15 protein-coding genes are annotated in these 17,852 nt (G+C 72.5%); 2 read left to right on the top strand and 13 right to left on the bottom strand.

Features of this window, described 5'->3' with window-relative positions; translation table 11 throughout:
- Positions 1 to 69: 69 nt before the first annotated feature.
- Positions 70 to 276, bottom strand: coding sequence for a tautomerase family protein (locus EDC02_RS18400; protein ID WP_123603030.1), 207 nt, complete (start codon positions 274 to 276; stop codon positions 70 to 72).
- Positions 277 to 301: 25 nt separating this feature from the next.
- Positions 302 to 1,060: an SDR family oxidoreductase gene (locus tag EDC02_RS18405; protein ID WP_123603031.1), complete on the bottom strand. Its 759-nt coding sequence runs from the start codon at positions 1,058 to 1,060 to the stop codon at positions 302 to 304.
- Positions 1,061 to 1,163: 103 nt separating this feature from the next.
- Here EDC02_RS18405 and EDC02_RS18410 point away from each other — a divergent pair, with 103 nt between their 5' ends.
- Both EDC02_RS18410 and EDC02_RS18415 read left to right on the top strand, forming a co-directional pair.
- On the top strand, positions 1,164 to 2,012 hold the full coding sequence (locus EDC02_RS18410) for a helix-turn-helix transcriptional regulator (protein ID WP_123603032.1): 849 nt from the start codon (positions 1,164 to 1,166) through the stop codon (positions 2,010 to 2,012).
- 298 nt (positions 2,013 to 2,310) lie between these two features.
- Entirely contained in the window at positions 2,311 to 3,744 is a 1,434-nt protein-coding gene (locus EDC02_RS18415) for an endo-1,4-beta-xylanase (RefSeq protein WP_123603033.1), read from the top strand.
- Positions 3,745 to 3,823: 79 nt separating this feature from the next.
- Here the strand turns inward: EDC02_RS18415 and EDC02_RS18420 are convergent, their stop codons facing one another.
- From EDC02_RS18420 to EDC02_RS18470, 11 genes are read right to left on the bottom strand one after another with little or no spacing between them, the layout of a single operon-like run.
- Entirely contained in the window at positions 3,824 to 4,948 is a 1,125-nt protein-coding gene (locus EDC02_RS18420) for a DegT/DnrJ/EryC1/StrS aminotransferase family protein (protein WP_199757673.1), read from the bottom strand.
- Positions 4,949 to 4,976: 28 nt separating this feature from the next.
- Positions 4,977 to 6,326, bottom strand: a complete 1,350-nt coding sequence (locus tag EDC02_RS18425) for a lipopolysaccharide biosynthesis protein (protein WP_148083509.1) — start codon at positions 6,324 to 6,326, stop codon at positions 4,977 to 4,979.
- The gene (locus tag EDC02_RS18430; protein WP_123603036.1) at positions 6,323 to 7,573 is read right to left on the bottom strand and encodes a glycosyltransferase family 4 protein; all 1,251 of its coding nucleotides are present in this window, start codon (positions 7,571 to 7,573) and stop codon (positions 6,323 to 6,325) included. Before EDC02_RS18430 ends, EDC02_RS18425 begins: the two co-directional genes overlap by 4 nt.
- On the bottom strand, positions 7,570 to 8,856 hold the full coding sequence (locus tag EDC02_RS18435; protein ID WP_123603037.1) for a glycosyltransferase: 1,287 nt from the start codon (positions 8,854 to 8,856) through the stop codon (positions 7,570 to 7,572). Before EDC02_RS18435 ends, EDC02_RS18430 begins: the two co-directional genes overlap by 4 nt.
- Before the next feature lie 49 nt (positions 8,857 to 8,905).
- Positions 8,906 to 9,925 carry a sulfotransferase gene (locus EDC02_RS18440; protein ID WP_233605998.1) on the bottom strand — a complete coding sequence of 340 codons (1,020 nt, stop codon included), beginning with the start codon at positions 9,923 to 9,925 and terminating at the stop codon, positions 8,906 to 8,908.
- The gene (locus EDC02_RS18445) at positions 9,925 to 10,758 is read right to left on the bottom strand and encodes an FkbM family methyltransferase (protein ID WP_123603039.1); all 834 of its coding nucleotides are present in this window, start codon (positions 10,756 to 10,758) and stop codon (positions 9,925 to 9,927) included. The genes EDC02_RS18440 and EDC02_RS18445 overlap by 1 nt, the downstream gene beginning before the upstream one ends.
- Positions 10,749 to 11,783, bottom strand: a complete 1,035-nt coding sequence (locus tag EDC02_RS18450; RefSeq protein ID WP_123603040.1) for an NAD(P)-dependent oxidoreductase — start codon at positions 11,781 to 11,783, stop codon at positions 10,749 to 10,751. Before EDC02_RS18450 ends, EDC02_RS18445 begins: the two co-directional genes overlap by 10 nt.
- A complete protein-coding gene (locus tag EDC02_RS18455) occupies positions 11,783 to 13,108 on the bottom strand; it encodes a nucleotide sugar dehydrogenase (RefSeq protein ID WP_199757674.1) in 1,326 nt (441 codons plus the stop codon). The genes EDC02_RS18450 and EDC02_RS18455 overlap by 1 nt, the downstream gene beginning before the upstream one ends.
- Before the next feature lie 47 nt (positions 13,109 to 13,155).
- On the bottom strand, positions 13,156 to 13,884 hold the full coding sequence (locus EDC02_RS18460; protein ID WP_123604915.1) for a sugar phosphate nucleotidyltransferase: 729 nt from the start codon (positions 13,882 to 13,884) through the stop codon (positions 13,156 to 13,158).
- A 35-nt stretch (positions 13,885 to 13,919) separates the two neighbouring features.
- Positions 13,920 to 15,440, bottom strand: a complete 1,521-nt coding sequence (locus EDC02_RS18465) for a hypothetical protein (protein WP_123603042.1) — start codon at positions 15,438 to 15,440, stop codon at positions 13,920 to 13,922.
- Positions 15,440 to 17,737, bottom strand: coding sequence for an acyltransferase family protein (locus EDC02_RS18470; RefSeq protein ID WP_148083510.1), 2,298 nt, complete (start codon positions 17,735 to 17,737; stop codon positions 15,440 to 15,442). The genes EDC02_RS18465 and EDC02_RS18470 overlap by 1 nt, the downstream gene beginning before the upstream one ends.
- Positions 17,738 to 17,852: the final 115 nt, after the last annotated feature.

Consider the following 17,852-nt stretch of genomic DNA (forward strand, 5'->3'; position numbering starts at 1 on the left):
GCGTTATGTCAGCGCGAGGGCCGGACCCCCGGGTACGGGGTCCGGCCCTCGACGCATGCCCCGGCCAGGTCAGCTGCGGCCGAGCAGGTCGGCGTTGAGGATGGTGCCGCCCAGGCTCCAACCACCGTCGGTGACTTCTTCGAGGATCACCAGCGTGTTCGGCCGGGCGCGTTCGCCGTACACGTCCGCGAACGCGTCGGTGACCGCGTCCTGCAGCTTCTTCTTCGACTCCGGTGTCAGCGTGTCGGCGGGGACCTTCAGGTTGGCGTACGGCATGGGTTTTCCCTTTCCGTCGTGCGGGTCAGCGGGCGTGCGGGTCGGCGGCGTTGAGGGTGGCCACGACCTGGTCGTAGTCGCCGCGCGTCTCGGCGTACCGGAGGAACTTCACCCGGTCGACGAGGATCTCGTCGGCGTGCTGGTCGGCCTTGATCAGGGCCATCACCTCGTCGGCGTACTCGTCGAGCGGCATCGCGAACTCCGATGTCTCCTGGCCTGGCAGCAACCCGGTCCGCACGGCGGGCGGGACCAACTCCGTCACCTGTACGCCGGTCGGTGCCAGCTGCAGGCGCAGCGTTTCGCTGAGCAGGTGAATCGCGGCCTTGGTGGCGTTGTAGGTCGGGGTGACGCGCAGTGGGACGTGTGCCAGGCCGGAGGAGACCGTCATGATCGTGGCATCGGGCCTGGTCTGCAGGTGCCCGGTGAAGGCGGCGATCAGCCGGATCGGGCCGAGCAGGTTGGTGGTGACGATCTCCTCGGCGTCGGCGAGGAAGGCCGGGTCCGTCCAGTCTTCGCGCCGCATGATGCCGGCCATCGCGACCAGGACGTTCAGCTCCGGGTAGCGGTCGACGACGGTGGCGGCGGCCTGCGCGATGGACGCCGGGTCGGTGACGTCGATGCGTACGGTGCCGAAGCCGTGCTCGGCGGCGAGCCGGTCGAGCAGGTCGGCGCGGCGGCCGCCGATGATCACGGTGTTTCCGGTGGTCTTCAGCCGCTCGGCCAGGGCGAGTCCGATGCCGGATGTGCCACCTGGCACGAAGATGGTGTTTCCGGATGGGTTCATGCCCACTACGTTCGGTGTCGCGCGCGCCGGGCGGCAGTGACCCGGTGATCGTGGGACCGGCGATCCCTGGTTGAGCCGGGCCCTGCGGTCGCAGGATGGGGACATGGACCGTACCGGCCTGGCCGACTTTCTCCGCCGCCGTCGTGCCGCGCTGCGTCCCGCCGATGTCGGCCTGATGTCGGGCCCTCGTCGCCGTACCCCCGGGTTGCGGCGCGAGGAGGTGGCGGCACTGACCGGGATGTCGGTCGACTACTACGTACGGCTGGAGCAGCGACGCGGGCCGCAGCCGTCGGAGCAGATGCTCGCCGCGCTCGCCCGTACGCTGCGGCTGACCGCCGAGGAGCGCGACCACCTGTACCGGTTGGCCGGGCACAACGTGCCGCGTCGCACGCCTGAGGACGGGCATGTCGCGCCGGCCCTGCTGCGGGTGCTGGACCGGATGGCGGACACTCCGGCGCTGATCCTGTCGTCGCTGAGCGAGGTGCTGGTGGCGAACCGCCTGGCGGTGTCGATCTTCGGTGATCCGGCGACCCGCACCGGGCTGGCCCGCAGTGACGTCTACCGCTGGTTCACCGACCCGACCGCCCGGTCGGTGTATCCGGCGGAGGATCACGACCGGCAGGGCCGGAGCCTGGTCGCTGCGTTGCGGGCGGCGTACGGCGCGGCGGGTCCCCGGTCACGCGCCGGCGAGTTGGTGCGGGCGCTGCTGGCCGGGTCGCACGAGTTCCGTGACCTGTGGCAGCGGCACGAGGTGGCCCGCCGGTTCGCCGACCACAAGACGCTGGTGCATCCCGAGGTCGGCGACATCGAGGTGGACTGTCAGGCGCTGTTCACCGAGGACCAGGGGCAGGCATTGCTGGTGTTGACGCCCCGGCCGGGCAGCGAGGCCGAGGAGAAGATCCGGCTGCTCGCGGTGCTCGGCCATCAGGACTTCGCCGGTACGGTCCGGTAGCGCGTCGCCACCCGATGCGGCCGGTGCGGCCCGATGTGACGCGGCGCGCCCCTTGAAGGTGGCGAAACTATCTGGCAATGTTACGGACATCAATGTTAGCGCTCTCAATGCAGGCGGCCGCCGTCCAGGCCACTCACGCTGCGAGCAGTCGGTAGCGCTAACAACATGTCCACATCGACCTGTCAGGTCACCGTCGCACCCGGGAGCCCTCGTGACACCACTGGTCCGTCCCAGTCCCCACCCCACCGGCAGACGCGCCGCGCATGCCGCCGTCCGGCCGTCCCGCCTACCCCGACGGATGTTGCTGTCGTTGACCGCCGTTGCCGCGATGCTCCTCGGCGCGGTCGCGGTGGCCGGCCCGGCCAGCGCGGCGTCGACGTTGGGTGCGGCCGCCGCCGAGAGCGGCCGCTACTTCGGCGCCGCCACCAACTCGTTCATGCTGAACCGGCAACCCCACGCCACCGTCCTCAACCGCGAGTTCAACTCCATCGTGGCCGAGAACGAAATGAAGTGGTACCACACCGAACCCAACCAGAACCAGTTCAACTTCACCGCCGGCGACCAGCTCATCGCCCACGCCCGCGCCCGCGGCATGACCGTCCGCGGCCACACCCTCGTCTGGCACGCCCAACAACCCCAGTGGGCGCAGAACATGTCCGGCACCGCCCTACGCAACGCCATGATCAACCACATCAACCGCGTCGCCGGCCACTGGCGCGGCCAGATCCACTCCTGGGACGTCGTCAACGAGGCATTCGCCGACGGCGGCAGCGGCGGCCGCCGCGACTCCAACCTGCAACGCACCGGCAACGACTGGATCGAGGTCGCCTTCCGCACCGCCCGCGCCGCCGACCCCGGCGCCAAACTCTGCTACAACGACTACAACACCGACGGCATCAACGCCAAGTCCACCGGCATCTACAACATGGTCCGCGACTTCAAGGCCCGCGGCGTACCCATCGACTGCGTCGGCCTGCAGTCCCACCTCGGCACCAGCCTCGACCCCACCTACCAGCAGAACATCCAACGCTTCGCCGACCTCGGCGTCGACGTCCAGATCACCGAACTCGACATCCAGCAGGGCGGAAACCAGGCCAACATGTACGGCCAGGTCACCCGCGCCTGCCTCGCCGTCGCCCGGTGCACCGGCATCACCGTCTGGGGCGTCCTCGACCCCGACTCCTGGCGCACCGGCGCCAACCCGCTGCTGTTCGACGGCAACGGCAACAAGAAACCCGCCTACGACGCCGTACTCAACGCCCTCAACTCCGCTGGCGGCGGCGACCCCGGCACCGGCCCGGTGGACCCGAACGCCTGGTACGTCCTGGTCAACCGCAACAGCGGCAAAGCCCTCGACGTCTACAACCTGTCCACGGAGGATGGCGCCCGGATCACCCAGTGGTCCCGCAACGACGGCAACTGGCAGCAGTGGCAGTTCGTCGACTCCGGCGGCGGCTACTACCGGCTGAAGTCCCGCCACTCCGGCAAGGTCCTCGACGTCTACGAGTGGTCCACCGCCAACGGCGCGGCCATCGTCCAGTGGACCGACCACAACGGCACCAACCAGCAGTGGCGGATCGCCGACTCAAGCGGCTACGTCCGGCTGATCAGCCGGCACAGCAACAAGGCCCTCGAAGTCCAGGGCGCCTCGACCGCCGACGGCGGCAACATCGTCCAGTACGACGACTGGGGCGGCGCCAACCAGCAGTGGCAGCTCGTCCGCGTCGGTTAGTGACCGGCGTCCCGGCCGGCACCGTCCACCGGCCGGGACGCCCCGCCGCCCACACGTCCAGCCCAGCAACGTCCCCCGGTCAGCCCAGGATCGTCCGCAGGGCGTCGACCACCCGGTCCTGGTCGACGTCGCGCAGGTCCGGATGGATCGGCAGGGACAGCTCCTCGGCGTAGTACGCCTCTGCCGTCGGGCACTGTCCCTGCCGGTAACCGAGGTCGGCGAACACCGGATGCCGGTAGACCGGCAGGTAGTTGACCTGGACGCCGATGCCCGCCGCCCGCATCCGGTCGTAGACCTCACGTCGGCGGCCAGCGAGTACGCGTACCGGGTAGAGATGCCAGACCGGGTCGACCCAGGGCCGCCGTTCGGGCAGCCGCAGACCCGGCAGATCGGCGAGCAGTTCGTGGTAGCGGGCCGCCAGCCGGGCCCGGTCGGCCTTGAACCGGGGCAGCCGGGTCAGCTGGTTGAGCCCGAGCCCGCAGAGCACGTCGGAGAGCCGGTAGTTGAGGCCGAAGCTGTGCACCTCCTGGTGCCAGCCGCCTTCGTCGCGGTACCGCAGCTGCTGCGGGTCGCGGACCATGCCGTGGTTGGCGAACCGGCGTACCCGGTCCAGCAGGTCCGGGTCGGTGCCGGTCACCGCGCCGCCCTCGCCGGTGGTGAGGTTCTTGGTCGGGAAGAACGAGAAGGTCGTCAGGTCGGCGAGCGCGCCGACCGGCACGCCCCGGTACGTCGACCCGATCGCGTGCGCCGCGTCGTCGAACAGCAGCGCTCCCGCGTCGGCGGCGACCTTGCGCAGCTGCCCGTACTCGGCGGGGTGGCCGGCGTAGTCGACGGCGGTGACCACCCGGGTCCGGGAGGTCACCGCGGCCTGTACGGCGGCCGGGTCCAGGTTGCCGGTCGCCTCCTCGACGTCGGCGAAGACCACCCGGGCACCGTGCAGCGCGGCGGTCGCCGCCGTCGCCACGAAGGTCAACGGCGTGGTGACCACCTCGTCGCCGGGGCGCAGGCCGACGGCACCGTACGCGGAGTGCAGCGCGGTGGTGCCGGAGCTGACGCTGACGCAGCCGACCCCGCCGAGGTAGCCGCCCAGCTCGCTCTCGAACCGGCGTACGGTCGGGCCGGCGGTCAGCCACTCGGTGCGTACGGCGGCGGCGACCGCTTCGGCGTCGGACTCGTCCAGACAGGGACGCCCGTAGGGAAGCATCGACATCACTCCATCACTGGTCGGTGGGTCACACCCGGCTGAGCGGGGCCGGTCGCGGTTGGGCGTCACCGGCTGCCCCGGAGCGCGGGTCGTCGGCTGCCTCGGAGCGCGGGTCGTCGGAGTCCGTGAGGCGGGGTCCGTCCGGTCCCTGCCGGCGGGCGGCCCGGCGGGTCAGCAGCAGCCAGGACGACGCCGAGATGCCGGCGTACAGCGCGACGCAGGCGACCGCCGCGCCCACCGCGCCCCACAGTTGGACGACCAGCAGGAACAGCACCAGCGCCGCCGCGCTCCAGGCCAGGCCGAACGCACCGACCGCGCCCATCCGCCCGGCACCGAGCAGGGCCCGGCTCGCCACCGCGTACGGCACGAACGCGACCTCGGCGACCAGCAGCACCACCAGCAGTGGTCCGGCGCCGGCGAACCCGGGGCCGAGCAGCGGGATGATCACCAGCCAGCCCAGCAGCCCGGTCACCGCGCCGACGGCGGTCACCGCGCCGACGGTCGCCGCGACCGTGCGGACCGGGCGCAACGGTCCGGACGCCACCGCGGCCTCCCGGTTGACGAGCTGGCCGATGGCGTTCGGCACCATCCTCGGCACCTGGCCGAGGGTGGACGCCACCGAGTAGACGCCGACCGCCGCCGCCCCGGTGAGCGCGCCGAGGACGTAGCGGTCCAGCCGCAGCGCCAGGGCCAGCCCGAGGGTGAGGCCGAGTGCGCGGCAGCCCCGACCGAGCAGCCGGGACAGTTCGCGTCGGGTCGGGGCCTGGAAGCAGAGCAGCCCGGTGGCCCGCAGCGCGACGACCTGCGCGGTGGCCGCCGTCAGCATGCCGGCGCCCTGCCCGAGCAGCAACGACCAGACGCTCGGTGCGACGGCGACCGCGATGAGCAGGCCGAGCCCGCCGCCGAGGGTGGTCGCCATCGCCCAGAGGCTGCCGGCCCGGAACAGGCCGGCCGCGTACCAGCCGTCGGGTAGCTGGGTGTGTGCGACGTACCCGCAGGTCAGCACCGACAGGGCGAGCAGGTAGCGGGGGTCGGCGAGCGCCGGGTCGATCAGCGGCGCGGACAGCGCCGACACCGCGACGGCGAGTACGGCGGCGCTGACCGTTGCCGCCGCCGACCACCAGGTGTAGCTGGCGACCAGGTCGCGTCGCCGGGCGCCGCCACCCGCCGCTGGATACGCCGAACGCAGCTGCGGTCCGGTGCCGAGGCCGGCGAGCAGCGGGACGATGCCGGCGGTGGACACGCCCAGCACCATCAGCCCGCGACCGTGCGGGCCGAGCACGCTGGCGGCCAGCAGCGCCGCCGCCATGTTGCTGCTCATCTGCACGGCGCTGGAGCCGGCCAGCAGGGCCAGGGTGGACCGCCGGTCGCGGGTCACCGCGCCTCGGCCCGCCACAGCGACCGCCACTGTGCCGCGGCGTGCCGGGTCTGGAACGGTGAGGTCGCGAAGCTCTCCCGGATCCGGTCCCGGCCGGCCGGCCCGGTCCGGGCGCCGCGCAGCACCGCCTCGGCCCACCGGTGCGGGCCGGCGCTGAGGTCGACGAGAGTGAGGCCGTCGACGTACCGGGACGCCTCGCGCAGGCAGGGCAGGTCGGTGGCGACGACGGGCAGCCCGGCGGCGAGCGCTTCGAGTACCACGCCGGGCAGCCCTTCCCAGTGGGAGGGCAGGACGAAGACGTCGGCGGCGGCGAGCACCGGGGCGATCTCGTCCACTTCCCCGCCGAGGATGACCGTCGGGTCGTCCGGCACATCCGGGTGGGCCGACACCACGTCGTCGACCCCGCACGGACCGACGATGAGCAGCCGGGTGGCCGGCGACGCCGCCCCCGCCGGCGGGGGCGCACCGACCGGCGACGTCGTACCCGCCGGGGCTTCGGCCCGAGCCTGGACCGCACGGTGCACGTCGACCAGGAAGGGCCGGTTCTTCTCCGGCGCGGCCCGGCCGATGTAGCCGATGACCATGGCGTCGGGTGGGATGCCCCACCGCTGGCGGGCCGCTGCCCGGTCGCTGCCGACGACCCGGGTCGCGTCGACGCTGTTGTAGAGGATCCGGCAGCCGGGCATGCCGACGCGGCGGCCGGCGTACGCCATCGCCGCGTCGCTGACCGCGACGATGTCGGTGGCGACCACGTGCAGCAGCCGGCGCAGGACGGCGCGCAGCAGCCGGCGGGCGACGGTGTCACGGCGGCCGTCCCCTTCGCTCCACATCCGGGCGATGCGCACCGGCACGCCCATCGCGGCGGCCACCGCCAGCACCACCGCGCTGAACAGGCTGATGTGCGACACGACGACGTCGGGCCGCCGCCAGCGCAGGCAGCGCCGCAGCCGCAGCGGGAAGGTGACGGCCGGGCGCTGCGGGACCTGGACGACCGCCGCCCCGGCGGCCCGGAACTGCGGTGCCAGGCTGCCGTCCCGCCCGCCCATGGTGATGAACGTCTGCCGTACCTCGGTGGTCGGGACGGCCCGGCACATGTCGAGCGAGAGCGTCTCCGCGCCGCCGCGGTCGAGCGTGCCGATGACGTGAACGACGTGCACGGGTCTGCCGGCCGGCGGGGGCGGGCCGTGCCGGGGTGCCTCGGCGGTGGAGGTGGCGAAGGTGACGGAGGTCGCGGCTGGCTGGGTCACGCGTAGCTCCTCTGGGTGGCTCGGCTGGGCCCATCGGGGCGACCACCGGCGCGACCACCGGTGTGTTCTCCGGCGCGTCCTCCGGCGCGCTCGGCGGTCGCCTCGGCGACGGCCTGGTAGTAGCCGGTCCGCCGGACGGTGAGCACCTCGGCTGAGAAGTCCCTGGCCCGGGCGAGGTTGCGGGCCGACGCGGCGGCCATCAGCTCCGGGCGGTCCAGCAGCGCCGCGACGGCACCGGCCCACCGGCCCGGGTCGTCCGGCGGGACCAGGAACCCGGGTGGCAGCAGCTCGGGGATGCCGCCGACAGGTGAACCGATCGCGGGCAGTGCCCGGGCCATCGCTTCGATCAGCGCGCGGGGCAGCCCTTCGGTGCGCGACGGCATGACGAACAGGTCGGCGGCGTCGAGTTGACGGCGGACAGCGTCGCCGCCGGGCAGCGCACCGGTGAAAACGACCCGGTCGGCGACGCCGTACCGGCGGGCGAGGTCGGCCAGCTCGGCGCGGTGCCGTCCGTCGCCGACGTGGACCAGCCGGACCGCCCGGCCGTCGGCGGTCAGGCTGGCGAGCGCGGCGATGAGGGTGTCGATGCCCTTGTACCGCTGTTCGAGCGAGCCGACCGAGATCAGGGTGGCCGGCTGCCGGGTCGGTGCGACGCTCCCGGTCCGTCCGATGGTGCGGGCGGTGTCGACGTACGCGGCCGGAGTGAGGTCGACATCGGACACCGCGACGCTCACCGCGCCCGCCGAGGTCGGGTACCTGGACTGCAGGAAACGGTCGGTGACGTAGGCGGCGCCGGCGGCGCGGCGGCACTGCCGGCGCAGCCGGTCGACGTACAGCCGCCGCAGGACGGGCCGCAGCGGGTGGTCCACCACGCCCGGGGCGAACAGGTCGTACGGATCACCGACCACTTCCATCGCGTACGGCAGGCGACGGCGGTCCCGGGCGGTGGCCAGGATCGTGCCGATCGGCGACGGCGCCCGCAGGATCACCGCGTCCTGCGGGCCTGCGCAGTCGCGCACGGCCCGGCCGATTGCCGGCCGCTGGGCGAGGTAGCGGTACGGCCCGAGGTAGTACGGCACCGGCCAGACCTCGACGCCGGGGCCGTCGACCCGTTTCGCCTCGGCGGCCGGCTCGGCCGCGTCACGTACCCGGGCGACGACCCGGACCTCGTCGAACGCCGTCAGGTACCCGCTCCAGAACTGGTGGTCCTGCCCGGTCCGGGCCCAGATCGCGCCGTCCGGGGTACGGTCGAACCGCGCCTCGATGGTCACCACCACTCGCATCGTCCCTCCACAGGCACCCGTCGGAAACACCCCCTTTTCGGGGCTTTATCTACACTTTCAGTCGGTGATGTGCCTCGGATCCGACCGCCTCGGTCTCTGGCGCTGACGGCTCAGGCGGCAGTGGGCGGTGGTAGCCGTACCGGCGCAGCAGCGGCGCACACAGTCCGGTGAGGGTCCGGCGGGCGGCGACCGGCAGGCTGGTGCGCCAGGCATCGTCGACCCGCAACGTCAGGCGGCCGGTGGTGAACCGCATCCGGTTGCCGGAGACGCTGTGCAACTCGCCCAGCTCCACCTCCGCGCCGGACAGGTAGGACAGATCCACCCCGGTCTGCGGCAGACCGGCGAGCCGGCTCAGCGTCCCGGCCGCACCCAGCGGATCGGCGAGGAACTCCTCGTACCGCATCCGGTGCACCAGCCGCCCGTCAACCGCGCCGCGCCGCCGCCGGCCCAGCCGACCCAGCAGGTCGTACGCGGCGTTGTGCCCACTCCAGGTCAGCGCGCACCGGGCCGCCGGGAACCGCGGCACCGCGACGTCGGTGCCGGACTCCGGGTCGTGCACCCGTCGGGTCCAGGAGTACGCCACTCCCCTCGGGTCCCGCACCAAATGCAGGATCCGCAGGTCGGCCGGTCCGGCCCAGCGCAGGCAGTACGCCAACGCGGTGTCCTTGGACGAGTCGACGACGACCCGGGCCCCGGTCACCTCCGCCGCCGCGGCGTAGACGCGCGCGTGGTAGTCGACGTACTCGATCACCCGGGCCCGACGCCGTTCGCCGAGCCACGGGACGGCGAGCAGCCCGATGTGCCGGGTCCGGCCGACGACGGCGCGCAGCCGGGCGATCCGGTCGAGGTCGACGTTGTCCCAGCCACCGAAGGCGTACTCGCCGATCCTGCTCCACAGCGGGCAGTCCCGGAACGCCGCGCCGCACCCGCACAGCCGGTTGTCCCGTACCCCGTTGTCCCAGACCTGTGCGACCTCGCCCAGCCCGCACACTCCGGGCAGCTCGTTGAGCACCCGCTCGACCAGGGTGCTGCCGCTGCGGCCGATCCCGCCGATGTAGAACAGCCGCATCACTGCCCGCCTCGGGAGGCGTACACGTAGTACGGGATCCACGGCCGGGGGTCGGCCGGTCGGGTGGTGATCGTGTACCCGGCGTCGCGCAGCAGCGCCTTGACCGGGGCGAAGGTGCGCATCCACGCGTCGGCCGGGCCCTCGGCCTTGAAGTCGTGGCAGGACACCACCAGGTTGCCGACCATGTCAAGCACGTCGCGGGCCCCTTCCAGCACGCTCAACTCGGCGCCCTCGATGTTCATCTTGAGCAGGTCGACCCGGTCGACGCCGCAGGTCCGCAGGATCTCGTCCAGCCGGCGGCCGGTGACCTCGATCCCGCCGGTGCCTTCCTGGCTGATCCCGTTGCGGATGTGGCTGAGCGCGTCCTCGTCGATGCGCACCGGGCCGGCCTCGCCGACCACCGCGCACTCCAGCAGCGTCACGTTGGACAGCCGGTTGAGCTCGACGGTGCGGCGCAGGCAGCGGAAGGTACGCGGGTGCGCCTCGATGCTGAGCACCCGGCCCCGCGCGCCGACCACCCGGGAGAACAGCCGGACCTCGGTGCCGACACCGGCGCCGATGTCGACGACGGTGTCACCGGGACGCGGGTGGTAGCCGTACAGGAAGGTGTCCCGGACCACCTCGTCCTCCCGCTCGGCGGACAGCCCGCCGAGCTCGGTGTTGACCACCGTCCCGCCCCGGTACCGGTGGATCCAGGTGTCCTCCTCGTACCGCACGACGCAGCGTGAGCCCGACCGCAGCGACAGCGCGATCCCGCCGAGCCCGGCGATGATCCGGGGGTCGACCCGGTCGTCGACCACGTCGAGGATCCGGCGACGCAGACTCACCGCCATGCCGGCACCTGCCCTTCGGTTCGGTCCGGCGCACCCGGCGGTATCGGACCTTCGGCGACGGTCGGTCGGCCGTGGTCGCGGTACCAGGCGAAGGTCCGCCCGACACCCTCTTCCAGGGCGACCGCCGGCTGGTAGCCGGTGAGCCGGCGCAGCCGGCCCAGGTCCGGGCAGCGTCGGTGCACCGAGCCGGCGGGTGCCGGCTCGGGCCGCAGACTCGCGTGACTGCCGGCGGTACGCAGCACCAGCTTCGCCAGGTCGGCGATGTTGGTCTGCTCCGTGTCGTCGCCGATGTGCACGATCCGGCCGGCGGCGTCGGGGGTGGCCATCAGCCGGACCACCGCCTCGACGGCGTCGTCGACGTAGCAGAAGGCGCGGTACTGGTCGGCGCCCGGCACCCGGAACGGGTCCTCGCCGCGTAGCGCCCGCAGCGACATCTCCGGTACCACGTGGTCGGTGCCCATCCGGGGCCCGTACACGTTGTGGAACCGGCCGACCACGGCGTGCGCGCCGACCGCGCGGGACCCGTGCAGCACGGCCGCCTCGCCCAGCAGCTTGCTGGTGGCGTACGCGAAGCGGGGTGCCGTCACGTCGGCCACCATCGCCGGGACGTCCTCACCGGTCGGTACGGCGGCCACTCCGGCGTCGACCGCTCCGGCGTACACCTCGCTGGTGGAGCTGAAGAAGACCCGGTCGGCGGCGTCGATCCAGTCCATCAGGTGCAGCGCGACGAGCGCGTTGATCCGGACCACCCGGGCCGGGTCGGCCTCGACGTTGCGCACCCCGACCACGGCGGCCAGCAGGTAGACCTGGTCCCAGTGACGGGGCAACGAGGCCCAGGTCGCGGCCCGGGTGAGGTCACCGGTGACCACCTCGACCGCCGGGTCGGCGCAGACCCGGGCGAGTTCGGCGTCGTCGCGGCCCCGGGAGAAGTCGTCGACCACGGTGACCGTGTGGCCGTCGGCGACCAGCCGGCGCACCAGGTGCAGACCGATGAACCCGGCACCGCCGAGCACCAGCGCGCGCATCACACCGGCTCCCTGGTCGGCCGGTAGCCCAGGCTCTCGTAGTGCACCCCGGCCGCCCGCACCGACTCCTCGTCGAGGATCCGCCACGAGTCGTAGACGAACCGGACTGCGGTGCCGGGCAGCAGCGTCCCCACCGGCAGCCCCCGGTAGTCGGGGTGGTCGTTGAGCACCAGCACCGCGTCGGCCTCGCTGAACGCCTTGTCGAGGCTGACCGGCTCGCCGCCGTGCGCCCGGATCACCTCGTCGGCGACCAGCGGGTCGTGGCCGAGCACCCGCAGCCCGGCCCGGTCGAACGCCGGCAGCATCGTCACGATCGCCGCGCCGCGCATGTCGTCGGTGGGCGGCCAGCCCTTGTACGCCCAGCCGAGGACGGCGAGGGTCGCTCCGGAGGTCACGCCGCGTAGTTGCCGCAGCCGTCCGACGACGGTCTCCGCCACCTGCACCGGCAGCTGCTCGTTGCGTTGCCGGGCCGCGGCGACGAGCAGCGGGGTGTGCGCCGGTGCGCTGGCACCGAACAGGTACGGGTCCTTGGACAGGCAGCTCCCGCCGACGAAGCCGGGTCGGGCCAGGTCGGGTCGGGGGTAGTCGTGGTTGGCGGCCCGGACGACCTCCAACGGGTCCACCCCGTGCGCCCCGGCGAGCAGGGCGACTTCGTTGCCGTACGCGTAGATCAGGTCGGTGTGGCAGTTGTTGGCCAGCTTCACCAGCTCGGCGGTCTCCAGGCTGGAGACCGGGACGACCTGCCGGGCGAGCCGGCCGAACAGCGCCACCCCGGCGCGTCGGCTGTCGTCGTCGAGACCGCCGACCACCTGCGGCAGTTCGGTCAGCTCGCGCAGCGCCTGCCCCTGGATGGTCCGTTCCGGTGCCATCACCAGCCGGGCCCGGCCCCAGGCTGCGGTCAACGCCGGCAGGACGATCCGCCGGCTGGTGCCGACCGGTACGGTGCTGCGGACCACGACCAGGGTCTGCGGTCCGCAGCGCCGGGCGATCTCGGTCGCGGCGGCCGCGACGTTGGTCAGGTCCGGCTGCCGGGTGCCGTCACGGACCGGGGTCGAGGTGCCGTCACGGACCGGGGTCGACACGCAGATCACGGCGGCGTCGAGGTCCGGCGGGAGCGTCGGGTGGACGAACAGGTTGCGGCCGAGGGTGTCCCGTAGCGCCTCGGCCAGGCCCGGCTCGTACAGGTGGACCCGGCCGGCCGACAGCTCGTCGCGGACGCGCGGCTCGCTGTCGACGCCGTGCACCTCGAATCCGTTGCGGGCCAGGCCGGCCGCCAGGGTCAGCCCGACGTAGCCCATGCCCACGATGCCGATCCGATTGACCATTGTCGCTCCTTGTTCGAGATCGAGATCTATCCGGTCCGGGCGCGCATTCATGCGGGCTCCCGCAGGGCGGCCGGCAGCAGGATCGGTTTCAACGTCTCGAAGCTGCGGTTCGCCTCGTCGTAGTCCTCGGGTCGACCGATGTCGAGCCAGTAGCCGTCGAAGTCGTAGGCGGCGGGCGGGTTGCCCTGGTTGATCAGGTCGAGCATCAGCTGGTCGAAGCCGAACGTGATGCCGCTCGGGTACGCCGCGATCGTCTGCCGGGTGAGCCCGTACACGCCCATGCTGACCCGGTAGTCCAGGGTGGGCTTCTCGTTGAACTCGACGACCTTGTCCCCTTCGACGGCCAGGACACCGAAGTCGACCTGGACCTTGCGCCGGAAGGTCGCCACGGTCACCGGGGCACCGGAGTCGGTGTGGGCGCGCAGCAGGTCGGCGTAGTTGAGGTTGGTCAGGATGTCGCCGTTCATCACCAGGAACCGCTCCGGCAGCCGGTCGCGCATCGTGAACAGTGGTCCGACGGTGGACAGCGGGGCCCGCTCCTGCGCGTAGTCGACGGACAGGCCGAACCGGGAGCCGTCGCCGACGAACGCCCGGATCAGTGAGCCGTGGTGGTTGATCGCGATGGTCACGGTCCGAAATCCGCAGGCGGCCAGCTGGTGCAGGACCACGTCGAGGATCGCGTAGTGCTCGCCGATCGGCACCAGCGGCTTGGGCAGCGCGGTGGTGTACGGCCGCAGCCGTACCCCTCTGCCGCCCGCCATGATCACGACATGCATGTCGTCCACCTGATGCACCCTCTCGGCAATTTGCACTAATTTGAGGCTAGCAGCACGTTAGGCGATGATTGTCGGTATTGATGATGACCGACGGACGTCCGTGACCTGCACGCGATCGCGCAGAGCACCACGAGCGCCAGCGGCAGCGCCTCGCCGACGTAGAACGCCAGGATGTTGTCCAGATCCGCGGTGACCAGGATGATCGTGATCGCACACAGCGGCAGGCAGAGCAGCTTCGCGGCGAGGGCGTCGGGCTGCCGTGCCCGCGTGTAACACCGGGTGGCGAACCGGAGGAACAGCCCGAGGAACACGAACGACAGCAGGCCGCCGACCGGTCCGAAGTTGAGGATCGCCTCGCCGGTGATGCCGAAGACCCGTTGCGACCGCAGGCCGGAGTCGTACACCCCCGGCCCGTACAGCACGTCGGTGCCGACCGCCGACTTGGTCTGGAACCGCTCGGCACCCACGCTGCCCGGCACCAGCAGTAGCGGCGCGGCGACGTAGGTGCTCCCGTAGCTCAACTCGGCGGCGCCGACGCGCTGCCGGTTCAGCAGCAGCGCCTGGATGTCCGCCCGACCCAGATCGGCCAGCAGCACCGTCGGCAGGTCACGGCCGGTCTGCGCGGAGACCTCCTCGACGGTACGGGTGCCCTTGGCGATGTCGACGACTTCCACCCCGGCACCCTTGTAGAGCCCGTACGCGTACACGAACATGACCACGCCGACCGCCGAGGCGACGAACGCCTTCCTGCTGATCGGCCGCACCAGCAGGTGCACCAGGACCAGGCCGAGCACCAGCGGCCACAGCACCGCCGACCGGCTGCCCCGCAGGCCGCCCACCAGGAACTGGACCGCGACCAGCCCGATCAGCAGCAGCACCACCAGGTCGGCGCGGCGGCGCAGCAGCTCCCGCCAGCGCACCAGGACCAGGCAGAACAGCAGCAGCGGGAAGGACTCACTGATCAGCAGCAGCCAGCCCAGCCCGGCGAACGCCGTACGGTCCTGGGTCATCGCCGTGAGGAAGCCGCCCGGCCCGCCGAGCAGTACCACCTCGGCCCCGAACGCCAGGATGCCGATGACGACGGCCACCAGCGCGACCGACTGGAAGCGCCCCGGGTCCAGCCGGGGTGGCCCGCCCGGCCGCGGACCGCGACCGGGCATCGACAGGACCACCCGGTATACGACCAACCCGACCATGTTCAGCAGCGCCATCGTGCCCAACGCCGGTCGCCACCCCGCCGCCGACGGGTGCAGCAGCGCCGGCCAGTAGTCCACCAGCACGTGCAACACCGGCGCGAGGTAGTAGAAGTGGACGCCGAACAGGCCGAGGATCGCCTGCGGGTCGAACACGTCGCGCCGGCGCAGCAGCCACTCGAAGGCGTCGACGCCGATCAGTACGCCGCAGACGGTGACCGGGAGCAGGAACCAGTGCCGCAGCTGGGGGTCCACACAGGCCAGCACCGCGCTGGCGGTAGGGATCAGGGTGGCGGCCAGCAGCCAGCTTGTCGTCGGCGTACACGCGTCGCTGGCCGGGTCGGCGCCGGTCTCGGTGTCCACTAGGCGCCCAGCAGGCCGATCCGCTCGTCCAGCACCCGCCACAGCAACCGCGAGTAGGTGGCCGAGATGTGGTTGCCGTCACGCAGCGTGACCACGTTGCCGACCAGCGCCGGGCAGACCGTCGACGTGCAGAACCACGGCGTCGGGTCGACGACCAGGGCGCCCCGGTCCCGCGCGACGTCGGCGATCATCTGCCGTCGGCGGGGCTCCAGCACCACGTCGGACACCGGGCCGTGACAGGCCCGCGCGTCGGTCAGGTGCAGCGCCAGGCAGTCGACCACGGTCGGCGGCAGCCACGGTACGTCACCGATCAGCACCACCTCGCTGCCGGTGGACCTGATCTCGTCGACGGTCCGCGCCCAGCCGTCGGTCCAGACCTGGTCCCGGTCGGTGAACACGCCGACCGGGTCGCCGAAGGTGTAGTTGGTCGACGAGGTGACCACCATCGCGGGTCGCAGCTCGCCGATCCGCCGCAGGGCCTGCTCGCGCCACTGGACGCACTCGTCGTACGGCCGGTTGACCGAGTCCAGGTGGAACCGGACCGACGCGGCGCTGCAGAACCCCTTGACCATGACGACCAGTCGCCAGCCACGCTCGTCGGCCAGCCGGCGCACCGCCGGGAACCAGCTGCCGGCGTGCGAGTCGCCGAACAGCACCACGGTCTGCGCCGCGGCCGGGTCGCCGTACCCGCACGGGTGGTCGGTGCCGGTGTCGGTGATCCGCAGCACCACGCAGCCGTCGTGGAAAACGGCCGGGATGTCGGTGGTCACCTCGGGCAGCGGCGGCGTCAGGTTGGCCGGTACCGGACCGGCATCGGCGCTGGCGGCGACCAACCGGGTCAGGTCACGCTCGACGTCGGCCGAGGCGGCCAGCGTGGCGGCGGTGTCGACCGGCCGGCCCGGCCCCACCAGCGTCGGCTTCGTCGCCAGCGCCGGCACCGCCACCGCGACGACGGCGGCGGACGCCACGGCCGCCAGGCCGACCGTGCGCCACGGCCGGGCCGCCCGTCGGCGCCGCCGCAACGGGGCCTCGACGAGCAGGTACGTGCCGGCGGCGGCGACCAGCGCCCCGCCGACCAGGCCCAGGTTCTGCCAGATCGTGCCGTGCCCGCCGAGCAGGGCGGCGCCGATCACCAGGAACGGCCAGTGCCACAGGTACCACGAGTACGACAACCGGCCGATCCACTGCAGTGGACGCAGGGCGAGCAGCCCGCCGGCCCCACCGCTGTGCGGCGCGCAGCCGGCGGCGATCACCAGCGCCGCACCGGCCACCGGCAGCAGCGCCGGGTAGCCGGGGAACGGCGTGGTGCTGTCAAACAGCAGGGCCGCCGCCAGCACCGCGGCCAACCCGGTCCAGGCCATTCCGGCGGCGAGCCGGGCCGGCAGCCGTGACACGGCGCCGGCCCCGAGAGCGATCAGTACGCCGGCCAGCAGCTGCCAGGCCCGCGCCGGGGAGCCGAAGTACGCGTACCCGGGCGATGTGGCGGTCAGCCAGACGCAGAGCGCGAAGGAGAGCACGGCGACGCCGGCCACGACGACCAGCACCGGCCGCAGGTCACCCGGACGCCACCAGGACCGGGCCGGCTGTAACCAGGCCGGCCCGGTCCGGGCCGGCTGGGACCGGGCCGACGTTGACCGGGCCCGCCGCCGGCGCAGTAGTCGGGGCCAGCCGAGGAGTGCGAGCAGCAGCAGCGGCCAGCACAGATAGAACTGCTCCTCGACCGCCAGCGACCAGTAGTGTTCCAGCGGCGACTCCCGGCGCATCGTGTCCAGGTAGTCGACACTGTTGCGGGCCAGCAGGAAGTTCACGCAGTACGCGGCGCTCGCGATCGCCTGGGTGGCGATCCACTGCAGTTGCAGCGGCAGCCACCACCAGGCGGCGAGCAGGGTGGTGATCAGCACCAGGACGGCGGCGGGCAGCAGCCGCCGGGCGCGCCGGGCGTAGAAGCCGAGGATGGAAATGGTGCCGTCGGTGGCGTACTCGCGCAGCAGCACCGAGGTGACCACGAAGCCGGAGATGACGTAGAAGACGTCGACGCCGACGTAGCCGCCACCGAACAGCGGGACGCCCGCGTGGTAGAGCACGACGAGCAGTACGGCGACCCCGCGCAGCCCTTCGATGTCACGCCGGAACGTGCCGTGCGCCCGGTCGCCGGTGGTGACCGGCCGGGCCGGACCCCGGGTCGCGCCCTCGGCCGAGCCCGGGGACTTCTCCCGGGCCGGACCGGTGGTCGTCGTGCCGGACGCGCCGGACGCGCCCGCCGGCACGTCCGTCGTGGCCAGCTCGGAACTGGTCATCCGCTGCGCACCCACTCTCCGCCCCCTGACAGGTACGGACAGTTCTATCAGTGCTTTTTGCGGCAAGAGCGGTGTTTACCGGATTAGCTGTTCAAAACGGAAAAATCACCCAGGA

The sequence above is a fragment of the Micromonospora sp. Llam0 genome (assembly GCF_003751085.1).
Taxonomy (GTDB): domain Bacteria; phylum Actinomycetota; class Actinomycetes; order Mycobacteriales; family Micromonosporaceae; genus Micromonospora_E.

Bases quoted from the DNA above. Each gene is read 5' to 3' on its own strand.
- EDC02_RS18400 (WP_123603030.1), bottom strand. From the start codon at position 276: ATGCCGTACGCCAACCTGAAGGTCCCCGCCGACACGCTGACACCGGAG.
- EDC02_RS18405 (WP_123603031.1), bottom strand. From the start codon at position 1,060: ATGAACCCATCCGGAAACACCATCTTCGTGCCAGGTGGCACATCCGGC.
- EDC02_RS18410 (WP_123603032.1), top strand. From the start codon at position 1,164: ATGGACCGTACCGGCCTGGCCGACTTTCTCCGCCGCCGTCGTGCCGCG.
- EDC02_RS18415 (WP_123603033.1), top strand. From the start codon at position 2,311: ATGTTGCTGTCGTTGACCGCCGTTGCCGCGATGCTCCTCGGCGCGGTC.
- EDC02_RS18420 (WP_199757673.1), bottom strand. From the start codon at position 4,948: ATGCTTCCCTACGGGCGTCCCTGTCTGGACGAGTCCGACGCCGAAGCG.
- EDC02_RS18435 (WP_123603037.1), bottom strand. From the start codon at position 8,856: ATGCGAGTGGTGGTGACCATCGAGGCGCGGTTCGACCGTACCCCGGAC.
- EDC02_RS18440 (WP_233605998.1), bottom strand. From the start codon at position 9,925: ATGCGGCTGTTCTACATCGGCGGGATCGGCCGCAGCGGCAGCACCCTG.
- EDC02_RS18445 (WP_123603039.1), bottom strand. From the start codon at position 10,758: ATGGCGGTGAGTCTGCGTCGCCGGATCCTCGACGTGGTCGACGACCGG.
- EDC02_RS18450 (WP_123603040.1), bottom strand. From the start codon at position 11,783: ATGCGCGCGCTGGTGCTCGGCGGTGCCGGGTTCATCGGTCTGCACCTG.
- EDC02_RS18455 (WP_199757674.1), bottom strand. From the start codon at position 13,108: ATGGTCAATCGGATCGGCATCGTGGGCATGGGCTACGTCGGGCTGACC.
- EDC02_RS18460 (WP_123604915.1), bottom strand. From the start codon at position 13,884: ATGCATGTCGTGATCATGGCGGGCGGCAGAGGGGTACGGCTGCGGCCG.
- EDC02_RS18470 (WP_148083510.1), bottom strand. From the start codon at position 17,737: ATGACCAGTTCCGAGCTGGCCACGACGGACGTGCCGGCGGGCGCGTCC.